The following is a 14,014-nucleotide window of genomic DNA, read 5'->3' on the forward strand; positions in this document are numbered from 1 at the left end:
ATTTTACCGGCTGTGTTCCGGGTTTGCCTTGCCTTGCCGGTTTCACTCCGGCTAGACCCCGGACCGGGAGGGAGAAACGAGAATCATATGTCCGGTTTTGCGAACCTCATCCCGCTTTTCATCTTCGGCCTCCTCGTCTACTTTTTCTTTCGCTGGGTCGCGCGCGACATTCAGAATCCGAAGAGCAAATAGTCGGGGAAATCGTCTCCGGCCCCCTGCCCGCCGGGAACTGCCGCGCCTCGACATCGTTTTCACGGACGCACTTCGGAGGACAGGATGAAAACGCTCGTATCATCGGCCGCTATCGCGCTTACACTGGCGCTTGCCGGATGCACCACGGCCGGACCGGCCGGCTATGTTGGCCCCGCGCCCTATGTCGAACCCATCCCCGGCAGCATCATCTACAGGGGCCAGCCGCGCACCAAACTGACGAAATCGCCGATCGGCAGTACCTTCACCCATGAATTCCGCATCGACGGCAGCACGCGGGCGGTGGAAACCTATCGCATCGCGCCGGACCGCTCGCTGGAACTCATCGACCGCCGCATCATTCGCGACTGGCTGTTCGGGCGCGACGACTGACCGCACCTTAACCGCGAGAACCGGGCCGGGAACGGGATTGCGCATCCCGGCCGCTTGGTTTAGAGCCGGGCGCAACAACCACTATGGATAGGCGATGAATACGCGCTGGCAAAAACCCGTCCTCATCGCGTTCGAAACGCCGGGCGACTATACAAGCATCGACACCACGCAGGCGGCCTCCTGGGCGCTGATCGAGGATTGGCCGATCGAAGACGGGGATGCGCTGGACAAGGCGCTGCTGATATGCGCCGCCGTCGATGCCGGCAGGAAAAAGCCCGAGGACGCGCGCAGGGCCTTCATCGCAGCCGCAATCGAAGCGGGCCTCGATATCAAGGCCTGACGGCGGAGCGACTGCCGGCCGTCGACTAAAAATGCCGCCTGCGGCGTCAGCTTTTCAGAATAAGACGTTGGATGGATCGCAACAGATGGAAGCTTCCGGAAACATGAAAAAAGCCCTGTTCATTTTTCTCCTCTCCTGCCTGGCGATCGGCCTTCTCGGCCACCTCGTGGTGGCCTTCGTCGTCACCGGCTGAAGCGCCAAAATCCTCTCCGCCGGAAGGCGGCGCGACTGGACATTAGAATTTCCTGAATTTCATTCTTTCGTTATGGAACCGCGATAAACTCTGGCCGTTCTCTTTTCGTCCAACAGGAGGAGGATTGGAATGCGTGACGGATTGAACGGTTTTCTCGAAATCTCGATGCTCGGCTTCGTGGTCGCAAGCTGCCTTTTCATGGTCAACCTACCGATCTGACCCACGGCAAAAATTCTTCTCCGACAGCACCGGCGACCTGACGTTCCGGGAGTAAAAAATGCGGCCTTGTGGGCCGCATTTCTTTTCAACGCATCACCCAATCAGGCGGAAAGCTTGGCGGCGAGTTTCGCCACATGCGCGCCCTGGAAACGGGCGGCTTCCAGTTCAATTGCGGAAGGCTGACGCGAGCCGTCGCCATCGGTGATGGTGGAGGCGCCATAGGGCGAGCCGCCCTTGATTTCATCGACGCCCATCTGGCCCTGGAAAGCGTAGGGCAGACCGACGACCGCCATGCCATGGTGCAGGAAGGTGGGGATGAAGCCGAGGATGGTCGATTCCTGGCCGCCATGCTGGGTGGCGGAAGAGGTGAAGGCCGAACCGACCTTGCCCACCAGCTTGCCGCCGAACCACAGGCCGCCGGTCTGATCCCAGAAATTGCGCATCTGCGAGGCGACCGTGCCGAAACGCGTGCCGGCGCCGACGATGATGGCGTCATATTCGGCAAGCTCGTCCACCGTTGCGATCGGCGCTGCCTGATCGAGCTTGAAATGCGAGGACTTGGCGACTTCTTCCGGCACCAGCTCCGGAACGCGCTTCACGACGACATCGGCGCCCGTCGATTTTGCGCCTTCGGCGACAGCGTAAGCCATCGTTTCGATATGACCGTAAGAAGAATAATAGAGTACAAGAACTTTCGTCATTCTCTTCGTTTCCTTTGTTGTAACTGTTTCCGGCGTACCGGCGATAAGCTTCTTCAAAAATTCAATGATCATCGGCGTTGACCCGTCAAATGTATGTGAAGAAAACCTAGCCGAGAGGCCCTTATCCCGCCAGCCGGGGATTGGCATACGCACTGTTCACCATGAGTGAACGGAAAACCGAAACGTCAACTATTTACAAAAAGACATTTTTTCAAAACCGCTTTGCATTCCCCGGGAGCGGGGCTAACGTCGGGTGAAACAGATGACGAGTGCAACCATGTCCAGTCCCTCCTCCGCCCAATCCGTCGTGACCGCCGCCATGCTTGCCATTGGCGACGAACTGCTTTCGGGCCGCACCAAGGACAAGAATATCGGCCACCTCGCGGATGTCCTCACCATGTCCGGCATCGACCTGAAGGAAGTGCGCATCGTCGCCGACGAGGAGGAAGCGATCGTGGAGGCGCTGAACGCGCTGCGCGGCCGCTATGACTATGTCTTCACGTCAGGCGGCATCGGCCCGACCCATGACGACATCACCGCGGATGCGGTCTCTGCGGCGTTCGGCCTGCCCTGCGAGCACGATGCCGAGGCGCTACGCCTGCTGGGTGACATGTATCGCGTCCGCGAGATGGAGTTCACCGAGGCGCGCAAGCGCATGGCGCGCATGCCTAGGGGGGCCGCCCACATCGCCAATCCCGTTTCCGTCGCCCCCGGCTTCGTCATCGGCAATGTTTACGTCATGGCCGGCGTGCCGCAGGTGTTTCAGGCCATGCTGGACAATGTCATGCCGACGCTGCGCACCGGCGCGAAGGTCATGTCGCAGGCGGTGCGCTCGCCCTATGGCGAAGGCGATATCGGCACGCCGCTGACGGCCATCCAGAAAGCCCATCCCGAAACCAGCATCGGCTCCTATCCCAAATATGACGGACAGCGCTTTTCGACGGAGATCGTCGTGCGCGCCCGCGACGCCGGCGTCCTGAAGGCGGCAGCAGACGCGGTTGCCGCCATGATCGAGACCATCGGCCATGAAAAAAGACAGGCAGCCAGCAAGGGCGATGCAACCGCCTAAGGCAGAAAAGGCTTGAGACAGAAAAGGCTTGAAACCGGGAAGTTTTGACCAAAATCAAGGTGGCGGTCTTTAAAGGCGGCCACTCTCCCCCCTGAGCATTTCCAGGAAAAGCGGAACAGCTTTTCCGTCCGGACAATGCGTAAAACAGAGACTTCCATCGTTCTGACGATTCGAAGAAAAGCCAGAACGATCTGAAAACGACATGTCACCGAGGAGAGAGAAATGGGTTACAAGACGATATTGGCAGTGGTCGACAATGTTTCGAACACGCAGAAGCTTGGCGAATTCGTGGTAAGCCTTGCCGATCAGTTTTCCTCGCATGTGATCGGCCTGCATATGGAAACGCTGGCCGCCGTTCCCCTCGTCGCGCCGATGGAAATTCCCGACCCCGCCACCGTGCAGGCGCTGCAGGACGTGGCGCATAAGGAAACCACCGACGTCGGCACTATCTTCGAGCGTACGCTGTCCGCCAACGGCATCTCGCATGAATGGCGCAGCTTCGTCACATCGGTGGGTTACGCCTCCGCATCTGCAATCGACAGCGCCCGTTGCGCCGATCTCATCGTCGCCCGCCAGAGCAGCTCCTCCGCACTTTCCGACAGCCGTTCGGACATTGACGGCTTCCTTTATGAAAGCGGCCGCCCCGTTCTCCTCGTGCCGCATGTGCTGACCGTTGCGAAACCGATCAAGCGCGTCCTGATCGCCTGGAACGGCTCGCGCGAGGCGACCCGCGCCACCTTTGACGCCCTGCCCTTCCTCAAGGCAGCCGATAGCGTCGAGATCTTCTCCGTCGATCAGGCCGAGAGCGAAACGCAGTCTTCCGGGCTCGCCGGTGCGGAACTGGCCGCCACGCTCGCCCGCCACGGCGTCAACGTCACCGTGACCTCGCAGGAAAAGATCGCCGGCGTCTCGCCGCAGGCGGCCATCGAAAACCGGCTATCCGATAACAGCATCGACCTTCTTGTCATGGGCGCTTACGGCCATTCCCGCTGGTGGGAACTGCTGTTCGGCGGTGTCACCCGCACCCTGCTCGATTCCATGACGGCGCTGACGCTGCTGTCGCGTTAAAAATGGATGCGGCATAAACAGCGTGCCGCAAGCCCCGCCATCTCGGTTAAAACGAGCGTCTGCCCCTTGTTTCTTCTCCCCGCCGGGGAGAAGTCCGCGGCAGCGGGATGAGGGGGCAAGGGCAGTGAGTTACGGCAGCGTTGCCCCCTCATCCGACCCTTCGGGCCACCTTCTCCCCGGCGGGGAGAAGAAACAAACGGCAATCTCCAGCTCTGTCCTTTAAGCGGAAAGCTTGCCTTTTTGCCGGTCTTGCGGCTATTAGCCAAAGCCATCGACAATTTTGACCAGATGGTAGACGACATGTCCCTTCCCGATAAAGCCTTTCCCGTCTCCTGGGACCAGTTCCACCGCGATGCCCGTGCGCTTGCCTGGCGTCTTGCCGGCCTTGAGCGGGAGTTCCGCGCGATCGTCTGTATTACCCGCGGCGGCCTCGTGCCGGCGGCGATCATTTCCCGCGAGCTGAATATCCGCCTGATCGACACGGTCTGCATCGCCACCCGCCATGATTACGTCAACCAGGGCGAAACGGTTCTGCTGAAGGGTGTCGCCCCGGAACTTTCGGCTGATGGCGGCGAAGGCGTGCTGGTGCTGGACGACCTGACCGATACCGGCAAGACGGCGCTCGAAGTGCGCGAAATGCTGCCCAAGGCGCATTTCGCCTGTGTTTACGCCAAGCCGAAGGGCGTGCCGACCATCGACACCTTCGTCACCGAAGTCAGCCAGGACACCTGGATTTATTTCCCCTGGGACATGGGCTTCACCTATCAGGAGCCGATTGCCAAGGGATCGCGCGGCTGACCAGCCCCGAAGAGAAAAATCACGCTTTGAAACCGCCCCACCCGGGCGGTTTTTTTATCTGGAAACGGCTTTATGGCGACAGCTAAAAAACACGGAAAAACCGCAGTGTCGCCTTTATGCCTCACCCCGAAAATGCGGGGTTTTGCCTTTCCCTTGCGGAAACCAGCCTCGCGCAAGCTTCAAACTTTCCCGCCAAGTCACTGATTTTTCTAAGAGCTTTTCCTATCCCCGTTTTCCACAGGCACTCCACACAATATCTTGTGGTTAAAAATGGGTTTCAATCTATGGCTTGACGAATCTGTGCCGCGAGAGGAAAGTGACAATTATGTTGCGGCGGCAACGGACCGGAAAGTAACGAGGCCGGTTCCTCCCATCTTCAGCGCGCATGTCCAAAGCGGCGTCCCGGCCATGAGGGGGCGGTTCGCCGCAGGCTTTTGCGCGCCTTTCGGAACCGCCAAAACATGACGCGGGGACTGGCGGCAGGAAGCTGTTGATACTATATTTAGTATTCCATGACATGCTTGCAGCCGAATAAGCCACGAGATACAGGGATGACATCCAAGGATAAACATCCCTTTCAGATCGGCAACAACCGGCTGCGCGAAGGCATCGCACGGCTGGACCGGATTTTTGCGCCCTTCACCGGGCGCCCAATGGACGAGGACAGAAACCATGCGCATTGAACGCCGCTTCACGAAGCCCGGCCAATCGCCTTATGCGGAGATCGACTTCCGCAAGGCCGTCAGTGAAATCAAGAACCCGGATGGATCGATCGTGTTCCGTCTGGCGGATATCGACGTTCCCGCGCAGTTCAGCCAGGTCGCCACCGACGTTCTGGCCCAGAAATATTTCCGCAAGGCCGGCGTGCCGAAGTTCCTGAAGAAGGTTGAGGAAAACGACGTTCCTTCCTTCCTGTGGCGCTCGGTGCCCGATGAAAAGGCGCTGAAGGATGTGCCGGAAGCCGAGCGTTTCGGCTCCGAGACCGATGCGCGTCAGGTTTTCGACCGTCTGGCCGGCACCTGGGCCTATTGGGGCTGGAAGGGCAAATATTTCTCGTCCGAAGAAGATGCGCTGGCTTTCCGCGACGAGCTTGCCTACATGCTCGCCACCCAGCGCGTCGCGCCGAATTCCCCGCAATGGTTCAACACCGGCCTGCACTGGGCCTATGGCATTGATGGTCCGGGCCAGGGCCACTTCTATGTCGACCCCTTCACCGGCAAGCTGACCAAGTCCAAATCCGCTTACGAACATCCGCAGCCGCATGCCTGCTTCATCCAGTCCGTTGAGGACGATCTGGTCAATGAAGGCGGCATCATGGACCTGTGGGTGCGTGAAGCCCGCCTGTTCAAATACGGCTCCGGCACCGGCTCCAACTTCTCTTATCTGCGCGGCGAAGGCGAAAAGCTTTCCGGCGGCGGCAAATCCTCCGGCCTGATGAGCTTTCTCAAGATCGGCGACCGCGCAGCCGGCGCCATCAAGTCCGGCGGCACGACCCGTCGCGCAGCGAAGATGGTCGTCGTTGATGCCGATCACCCCGACATCGAAGCCTATATCGACTGGAAGGTGAACGAGGAGCAGAAGGTTGCCGCCCTCGTGACCGGCTCCAAGATCGTTGCCAAGCACCTCAAGGCCATCATGAAGGCCTGCGTCAACTGCGAAGCTGACAATGGTGACTGCTTCGACCCGGCCAAGAACCCTGCCCTGAAGCGCGAAATCCGCGCTGCCAAGAAGGACATGGTGCCGGAAAACTACGTCAAGCGCGTCATCCAGTTCGCCGAGCAGGGTTACAAGGACATCCAGTTCAAGACCTATGACACGGATTGGGATTCGGAAGCCTACCTCACGGTATCCGGCCAGAACTCCAACAACTCCGTCTCGCTGAAGGATGACTTCCTGCGCGCTGTCGAAAATGACGGCGACTGGAACCTCACCGCCCGCAAGGACGGCAAGGTCATGAAGACGCTGAAGGCCCGCGACCTCTGGGAAAAGATTTCCCATGCCGCCTGGGCGTCCGCCGATCCGGGCCTGCACTTCAACACCACCATGAACGACTGGCACACCTCGCCGGCCGCCGGCCCCATCCGCGCCTCCAATCCGTGCTCGGAATATATGTTCCTTGACGACACGGCCTGCAACCTCGCCTCGCTGAACCTTCTGCAGTTCAAGGATCAGGCGACGAAGCGCATCGATATCGCCGATTACGAACATGCCGTTCGCCTCTGGACCGTCGTGCTCGAAGTGTCCGTCATGATGGCGCAGTTCCCGTCGCGCCAGATTGCCGAACTTTCCTACGAATACCGCACGCTCGGCCTCGGTTACGCCAATATCGGCGGTCTCCTGATGTCCTCGGGCATTCCCTATGACAGCGCCGAAGGCCGCGCCATTGCCGGTGCGCTCACCGCCATCATGACCGGCGTGTCCTACGCCACCTCGGCCGAAATGGCCGGCGAGCTTGGCCCCTTCCCGGGCTTTGCGCCGAACCGCGACAACATGCTGCGCGTCATCCGCAACCACCGCCGCGCCGCTCACGGCCAGTCGGAAGGTTATGAAGGCCTGTCGGTCAACCCGGTCGCGCTCATCCATGGCGATTGCCCGGATCAGGACCTGATCGCCCATGCCGTCGCCGCCTGGGACAAGGCGCTGACGCTCGGCGAACAGCATGGCTACCGCAACGCCCAGACGACGGTTATCGCGCCGACCGGCACGATCGGCCTCGTGATGGATTGCGACACGACCGGTATCGAACCCGACTTCGCGCTGGTGAAGTTCAAGAAGCTCGCCGGCGGCGGTTACTTCAAGATCATCAACCGCGCCGTTCCGGATGCGCTGCGTTCGCTTGGGTATTCCGAAAGCCAGATCGCCGAAATCGAAGCCTATGCCGTCGGCCATGGCAATCTCAACCAGGCGCCGGCCATCAACCCCTCGACGCTGAAGGCCAAGGGCTTCACCGATGAGAAGATCGAAGCCGTCAACGCCGCGCTGAAAAGCGCCTTCGACATCAAGTTCGTCTTCAACCAGTGGACGCTGGGTGCCGACTTCCTGAAGGGCACGCTGAAGGTTTCCGACGAGCAGCTCTCCGACATGAGCTTCAACCTGCTCGAGCATCTCGGCTTCGGCAAGAAGGACATCGAAGCAGCGAACGTGCACGTCTGCGGCGCGATGACGCTGGAAGGCGCACCGTTCCTGAAGGCCGAACACCTGCCCGTCTTCGATTGCGCCAACCCCTGCGGCAAGATCGGCAAGCGTTATCTCTCGGTTGAATCGCATATCCGCATGATGGCGGCGGCACAGCCCTTCATCTCGGGTGCGATCTCCAAGACGATCAACATGCCGAACGATGCGACGGTGGAAGATTGCGGCGCGGCCTACATGCTCTCCTGGAAGCTGGCGCTGAAGGCAAACGCCCTTTACCGCGATGGTTCCAAGCTTTCCCAGCCGCTCAACGCTTCGCTGGTGGAAGATGAGGACGACGAAGATTTCGTCGAGGAACTGATCCAGCAGCCGCTCGCCCAGCAGGCCGTGACGATCACCGAAAAGATCGTTGAACGCGTCATCGAACGCGTCTCGCGCGAGCGTGAAAAACTGCCGAACCGCCGTCAGGGTTACACCCAGAAGGCAACTGTGGGCGGTCACAAGGTCTATCTGCGCACCGGCGAATTCGGTGACGGCCGCATCGGCGAAATCTTCATCGACATGCACAAGGAAGGTGCCGCCTTCCGTGCGATGATGAACAACTTCGCCATCGCCATTTCGCTTGGCCTGCAATATGGCGTGCCGCTGGAAGAATATGTGGAGGCCTTCACCTTCACCAAGTTCGAACCGGCCGGCATGGTGCAGGGCAACGACGCGATCAAGAACGCCACGTCGATCCTCGACTACGTGTTCCGCGAACTCGCCGTCTCCTATCTCGGCCGCCACGATCTGGCCCATGTCGATACGTCGGACTTCTCCAACACGGCACTCGGCAAGGGCATCCAGGAAGGCAAGACCAACCTCGTTTCCACCGGCTGGACCCGCGGTTACAAGCCGACGCTGGTTTCCAGCAATGGCGGCGAACGTTCGTCTTCCGAGCCGAAGGGCTCGGCAACGGCCACCCCTGCCCGTGGCTCCGCCAACGTCACCTCCTTTGCCGGCTCAGCCGCCCGCAAGCTGGAACCGACGGTCGCCATCGCAACCTCCGAAATCGTCTCCTTCAAGCGGGACTATGAAGAGCGCGCCAAGGAACTGGCCGAAGAGATCGCCGAAGAAGTGATCGACGAGGTGGTTCAGGAATCCCAGCAGACCGCCACCGCCCTCTTCTCCGACAAGGCCGCCGCAGATGCCGCATCGGCCAAGGCGGAAGCCAAGAAGGTGGAAAACGAACGCCGCATGCGCTCGATCGCTCAGGGCTATACGGGCAACATGTGCTCGGAATGCCAGAACTTCACGATGGTGCGGAATGGCACCTGCGAGAAGTGCGATACTTGTGGTGCGACGAGTGGGTGCAGCTAAGCGTTAGCTTAGGCACCAAAAAATGATTAGTCTTGAGGGCTCTTTCAGATATGAAAGAGCCCTTATTTGTTTTGATATTTTATTTATTGCAACTACTGGAAACCCGTAGTTCAGAATGTTATATTTCGAATGGAATGCGCATAAGGCGTCAGCCAATCTCGCCAAACATGGCGTCAGTTTTGAAACCGCCCGCAACGTTTTTGACGATCCATTTGCCGTGGATATTGAGGATCGTTCAGCGAATTACGGTGAAGTCCGACGGCGTATAGTGGGTTTGGGCAGCGGATTGGTTCTGACCGTGATCTATACCGAACGAAGCGAAGTGATCCGCATCATCTCCGCACGAAAGGCGACACGCGCAGAGCGCAAGGAATATGACGACAATGGCTGGTAAAACCGATCAAACCGACTGGGTCCGTCTTCACGCCATGACCGACGAGGAAGCGCAGGCCAATGCGCTGGCCGACCCTGATAATCTACCGCTTTCCGCCGAACAGCTCGCCGCAGCTCCCAGAATGCCGAGGATCAAGATCATCCGCCGGGCTCTGAAGCTGACGCAGGAAGAGTTTTCCGCGCGTTATCATATTCCGCTCGGCACCTTACGTGATTGGGAACAGGGTCGTAGCGAGCCGGATCAACCGGCCCGCGCCTATCTAAAGGTCATCGCCGTCGATCCCGAGGGAACGGCCGCCGCGCTTCGTAAGGGCGCGGCATGACCCGCCTCACCCCATAAAATCCACCAGCAGCTTCACATTCAGCCCCGCAATCACCACCGCGATCAGCCAGGCAAAGGCCGAGAGCCAGAGCGGTGAGCGCAGCTCGCCCATCTTGGCCCTATCGGCGGTGAACATCACGAGCGGGAAGACGGCGAAGGAGAGTTGCAGGCTCAGCACCACCTGCGTCAGGATCAGTAGTTCCGCCGTGCCGCTATCGCCATAGAAGATGGTGACGCCGGCGGCTGGGACGATGGCGATGGCGCGGGTGATGAGGCGGCGCAGCCAGGGGGCGAGCCGCATCTTGAGGAAACCCTCCATCACGATCTGGCCGGCAAGCGTTGCCGTGACGGTGGAGTTGATGCCGCAGCAGAGGAGCGCCACGCCGAACAGCGTCGGCGCGATGGCAAGGCCGAGCAGCGGTGCCAGCAGATTATGGGCTTCGCCGAGTTCGGCAACGGTCGTCTGCCCCGCCTTGTTGAAGGTCGCCGCCGCCAGAATGAGGATCGAGGCGTTGATGGTGAGCGCGAACATCAGCGCGATGGTGGAATCGAGCGTCGCGAATTTCAGCGCCTCGCGTTTTTCGGCAATCGTCTCGCCGATTTCGCGGGTCTGCACGATGCCCGAATGCAGATAGAGATTATGCGGCATGACGGTGGCGCCGAGAATGCCGAGCGCCAGATACAGCATGTCCGGATTGGTGACGATCTCCGTCGTCGGCGCGAAACCGAGGATCACCTGCCCCCAGTCGGGATCAGCCAGCGCTACCTGAATGGCAAAGCACACGGCGATGACGCCAAGCAGGGTGATGACCAGCGCCTCCACCCAGCGGAAGCCGAGCTTCTGCAGATAAAGGATCAGGAATACATCGAGCGCGGTGATGAGGACGCCGAGTTCGAGCGGAATGCCGAAAATGAGGTTAAGGCCGATGGCCGTGCCGATGACCTCGGCGATATCGGTGGCGATGATGGCGATTTCGGCCAGCAGCCACAGCACCATCGCCACGGGTTTCGGATAGGCATCGCGACAGGCCTGGGCGAGATCGCGGCCGGAGGCGATCGCAAGACGGGCGCAGAGCGATTGAAGCACGATCGCCATGATGTTCGAGACCAGCGCGACGGTGAGCAGCGTGTAGCCGAATCTGGAGCCGCCGGCGAGCGACGTCGCCCAGTTTCCGGGATCCATGTAACCGACCGCAACGAGATAGCCGGGGCCGAAAAAGGCCATCGCCCGGCGAAACGTGCCGGCATTCGGTTTGATCCGGATCGAGCTGTGAACGTCGGACAACGAGAGATCGTCGCCGTTTCGTCGCCATCCAAAGACTGGCTTGTCCATTTTCTGCGCTTTCAAAATGGGAGATTGAATTGATGCAATTGCAAATCATTCGCATAAGCAGCGCCGACTGGCAAGGGGCGTTTTGCGGCCGGATATCAGGGTACGATGACGCAGACGCGTGTCCGGTTCGGGCGCGAACCGGCAAACGATAACGCTCTTGTGGCTAGCCCTCCTCTCCTCCCCACCGTGCGTCGGCTGGATACCGTCTGAGGCAGGGATGATGGAGGTCGGGGGAAAGGGCGGCAGCAAATGCGGAGAGGCTGTCATACCGGAGGCCTCACGGCCTTGTCATCGCCCTGCCCCGCCGATTTCGGAACGGCCGCGCACCCGCCTGCGTTGATCTTTCAGGAAGCAACCTATTGCGGGAAAGTTCATGCGACAGGGCCACAAATTCAGCCTGGTGAACCATCCGAGCCGATGGCCGAAATATATCATGGCGCACAGGAAACCACGCGACTGGCTGATGACGATCAGCGGCATCGTGCTGCTGTTTATCGTCGCCGCCGCGGTCGCCATGGGGTATCTCGTCACCAGCCATCCCGGCAAGCCGGAGCCCAACCCCGGCATCGTAGAGGAACAGGCAGCGGAAAACGGCGGATAGGTTGCGGCGCAGGCGCGCCGCTTATCAGCTCAGGCCCGCAAGGTGCCCGCTGAACTGCGCCTCGTGGAGACGGCTGTAATGGCCCTTGGCGGCCAGCAGTTCGGCATGGGCGCCGGTTTCGGCAATGCCTGTCTGGTCCACCACCACGATGCGCGAGGCATCGCGGATCGTCGCCAGCCGGTGGGCGATGACGAGCGTGGTGCGGCCTTTGGCAAGCTCCGTCAGCGATTGCTGGATGGCGCGTTCGGTTTCCGTGTCGAGCGCCGAGGTCGCCTCATCGAGAATGAGGATCGGCGGGTTCTTCAGGAACATGCGGGCAATGGCAAGACGCTGTTTCTGGCCGCCGGAAAGCTTGACGCCGCGCTCGCCAATGACGGTATCGAGCCCGAGCGGCATGGCCTCGATGACGCCATCGAGACGGGCGCGCCGCGCCGCATCCATGATGTCCGCATCCGAAGCGCCGAGCCGGCCATATTCGATATTCTCGCGGATCGTGCCGCCGAACAGGAAGACATCCTGCTGCACGATGCCGATCTGGTTGCGCAGCGAAGCAAGCTTCATCTTGCGGATATCGATGCCGTCAATGGTGATCGCGCCGCTGGTGACATCGTAAAAACGCGGCAAAAGCGAGCAGAGCGTCGTCTTGCCCGCCCCCGAAGGACCGACAAAGGCCACCGTCTCGCCGGCGCTGATCTTCAGGTCGATATTGGTAAGAACCGTCTTGCCCTCGGCATAACCGAAACCGACATGGCGATATTCAATATTGCCGCGCAGCAACGGCGCTTCCACCGCATCCGGCGCATCGACGATATCGGGCGCGGTGTCCAGCAGCTCGGTGAAGCGGCGGAAACCGGCGATGCCCTTCGGATAGGTCTCGATGACCGAATTGATCTTTTCCACCGGCCGGAAAAATACGCCCACCAGCAGCAGGAAGCCGACGAAGCCGCCTTCCGTCAGGCTGCCCGTCAGCACGAACCAGGCGCCGCAGATCATCACGATCATCTGCGTCAGGCGCATGCTCATATAGCTGAGCGAGGTGCTGGCCGCCATGATCTTGTAGGCATCGAGCTTCGTGCGACGGTATTTCTGATTGTCCTTTTCGAACAGCGCCCGCTCGTGATCCTCATTGGCGAAGGCCTGCACCACCCGCATGCCGCCGACATTTTCCTCGATACGGGCGTTGAAATCCCCCACCCGGCCGTAAAGCGCACGAAAATTCTGCGTCATGCGGCCGCCGTAACGGCTGGTTACCCAGGCGGTGACGGGCACGACGGCGGCGGTGATGAGCGCCAGCGGCACATTGACCGACAGCATCAAAAGGAACGCGCCGATGAAGGTCATGATGGCGATGAACAGATCCTCGGGGCCGTGGTGGGCCACCTCGCCGATCTCTTCCAGATCCTTGGTCAGCCGCCCGACCAGATGACCGGTCTTCTGGTTGTCGAAATAACGGAAGGAGAGCTTCTGCAGATGGTCGAAAGCCAGACGCCGCATGTCGGTCTCGATATTGATGCCGAGCATGTGCCCCCAATAGGTGACTGTCGCCATCAGCCCGGTATTCAGCACATAGATGAGGAGCAGCCCCACGGAGGCGGCAAGGATGATGGCCCATTCACCGCCCGGCAGCAGCACATCCACAAAGGCCTTCACCGCCATCGGAAAACCGAGTTCGAGCACGCCCGACAAAACCGCGCAGGAAAAATCGAGAATGAACAGACCGCGATAGGGGCGATAATAGGCGAAGAAACGGCGGAGCATGGCATGACCTGGAGATCGGGCGCGGCAACCTTACGCCGCAAGAAAAACGGAGTTTAATTGTCATATTTCAATGCGCGCGCCAAGACCGATGTTCTATTTTTACCAAAATCGTTCAATAGGTTCAGCAATAAACACACAACGGTAAT

General features: G+C 60.0%; 13 protein-coding genes. 10 read left to right on the forward strand and 3 right to left on the reverse strand.

Annotation, left to right across the window (positions count from 1 at the left end; translation table 11 throughout):
* Window positions 1-276 precede the first annotated feature (276 nt).
* Both EM858_RS13870 and EM858_RS13875 read left to right on the forward strand, forming a co-directional pair.
* Complete coding sequence (locus EM858_RS13870) at window positions 277-582, forward strand: hypothetical protein (RefSeq protein ID WP_127756938.1); 306 nt, start codon at window positions 277-279, stop codon at window positions 580-582.
* A 94-nt stretch (window positions 583-676) separates the two neighbouring features.
* Window positions 677-922 (forward strand): DUF982 domain-containing protein, encoded by a 246-nt coding sequence (locus EM858_RS13875; RefSeq protein WP_080816871.1) that lies wholly within the window; start codon window positions 677-679, stop codon window positions 920-922.
* A 513-nt stretch (window positions 923-1,435) separates the two neighbouring features.
* Here EM858_RS13875 and wrbA read toward each other — a convergent pair.
* A complete protein-coding gene (gene wrbA / locus EM858_RS13885; RefSeq protein WP_059760465.1) occupies window positions 1,436-2,035 on the reverse strand; it encodes an NAD(P)H:quinone oxidoreductase type IV in 600 nt (199 codons plus the stop codon).
* Window positions 2,036-2,312: 277 nt separating this feature from the next.
* Here wrbA and EM858_RS13890 point away from each other — a divergent pair, with 277 nt between their 5' ends.
* From EM858_RS13890 to EM858_RS13925, 7 genes are all read left to right on the forward strand, one after another.
* Complete coding sequence (locus EM858_RS13890) at window positions 2,313-3,104, forward strand: competence/damage-inducible protein A (protein ID WP_127757059.1); 792 nt, start codon at window positions 2,313-2,315, stop codon at window positions 3,102-3,104.
* Window positions 3,105-3,326: 222 nt separating this feature from the next.
* Window positions 3,327-4,172: a universal stress protein gene (locus EM858_RS13895; RefSeq protein ID WP_127756939.1), complete on the forward strand. Its 846-nt coding sequence runs from the start codon at window positions 3,327-3,329 to the stop codon at window positions 4,170-4,172.
* Window positions 4,173-4,472: 300 nt separating this feature from the next.
* Entirely contained in the window at window positions 4,473-4,970 is a 498-nt protein-coding gene (gpt, locus tag EM858_RS13900) for a xanthine phosphoribosyltransferase (RefSeq protein ID WP_003523375.1), read from the forward strand.
* A gap of 551 nt (window positions 4,971-5,521) precedes the next feature.
* Window positions 5,522-5,653 (forward strand): hypothetical protein, encoded by a 132-nt coding sequence (locus EM858_RS27625; protein ID WP_272872483.1) that lies wholly within the window; start codon window positions 5,522-5,524, stop codon window positions 5,651-5,653.
* A complete protein-coding gene (locus EM858_RS13915) occupies window positions 5,643-9,461 on the forward strand; it encodes a vitamin B12-dependent ribonucleotide reductase (RefSeq protein WP_127756942.1) in 3,819 nt (1,272 codons plus the stop codon). Before EM858_RS27625 ends, EM858_RS13915 begins: the two co-directional genes overlap by 11 nt.
* A gap of 115 nt (window positions 9,462-9,576) precedes the next feature.
* Window positions 9,577-9,855, forward strand: a complete 279-nt coding sequence (locus EM858_RS13920; RefSeq protein ID WP_127756943.1) for a BrnT family toxin — start codon at window positions 9,577-9,579, stop codon at window positions 9,853-9,855.
* Window positions 9,845-10,177 carry a helix-turn-helix domain-containing protein gene (locus EM858_RS13925; protein ID WP_162936633.1) on the forward strand — a complete coding sequence of 111 codons (333 nt, stop codon included), beginning with the start codon at window positions 9,845-9,847 and terminating at the stop codon, window positions 10,175-10,177. Before EM858_RS13920 ends, EM858_RS13925 begins: the two co-directional genes overlap by 11 nt.
* Window positions 10,178-10,183: 6 nt before the next feature.
* Here the strand turns inward: EM858_RS13925 and EM858_RS13930 are convergent, their stop codons facing one another.
* Complete coding sequence (locus EM858_RS13930) at window positions 10,184-11,509, reverse strand: Nramp family divalent metal transporter (RefSeq protein WP_080816861.1); 1,326 nt, start codon at window positions 11,507-11,509, stop codon at window positions 10,184-10,186.
* Window positions 11,510-11,882: 373 nt separating this feature from the next.
* Here EM858_RS13930 and EM858_RS13935 point away from each other — a divergent pair, with 373 nt between their 5' ends.
* Window positions 11,883-12,110 carry a hypothetical protein gene (locus EM858_RS13935; RefSeq protein ID WP_003523379.1) on the forward strand — a complete coding sequence of 76 codons (228 nt, stop codon included), beginning with the start codon at window positions 11,883-11,885 and terminating at the stop codon, window positions 12,108-12,110.
* A gap of 24 nt (window positions 12,111-12,134) precedes the next feature.
* On the opposite strand, the gene EM858_RS13940 is transcribed toward EM858_RS13935, so the two are convergent.
* A complete protein-coding gene (locus EM858_RS13940; protein ID WP_065656016.1) occupies window positions 12,135-13,868 on the reverse strand; it encodes an ABC transporter ATP-binding protein in 1,734 nt (577 codons plus the stop codon).
* Window positions 13,869-14,014 lie beyond the last annotated feature (146 nt).

Origin of the sequence: Agrobacterium sp. CNPSo 2736 (genome assembly GCF_004005385.1) — a bacterium.
Taxonomy (GTDB): domain Bacteria; phylum Pseudomonadota; class Alphaproteobacteria; order Rhizobiales; family Rhizobiaceae; genus Agrobacterium; species Agrobacterium leguminum.